This window comes from Duganella rivi (assembly GCF_009857435.1).
Taxonomy (GTDB): domain Bacteria; phylum Pseudomonadota; class Gammaproteobacteria; order Burkholderiales; family Burkholderiaceae_D; genus Rugamonas; species Rugamonas rivi.
Genome location: NZ_WWCK01000034.1, coordinates 1 through 255 on the forward strand (window position 1 = coordinate 1; position 255 = coordinate 255).

Annotated in this window: 1 rRNA gene; it reads right to left on the reverse strand. The window is 53.3% G+C overall.

From position 1 onward, the window contains the following. Positions 1-255 (reverse strand): 16S ribosomal RNA (locus GTP45_RS27880); the annotation flags it as partial.

Here is a 255-nt window from a genome sequence, read left to right on the forward strand (position 1 = left end):
TCTTACAAAACCGCCTGCGCACGCTTTACGCCCAGTAATTCCGATTAACGCTTGCACCCTACGTATTACCGCGGCTGCTGGCACGTAGTTAGCCGGTGCTTATTCTTCAGGTACCGTCATGAGCCGCAGATATTAGCCACAGCCTTTTCTTCCCTGACAAAAGAGCTTTACAACCCGAAGGCCTTCTTCACTCACGCGGCATTGCTGGATCAGGGTTGCCCCCATTGTCCAAAATTCCCCACTGCTGCCTCCCGT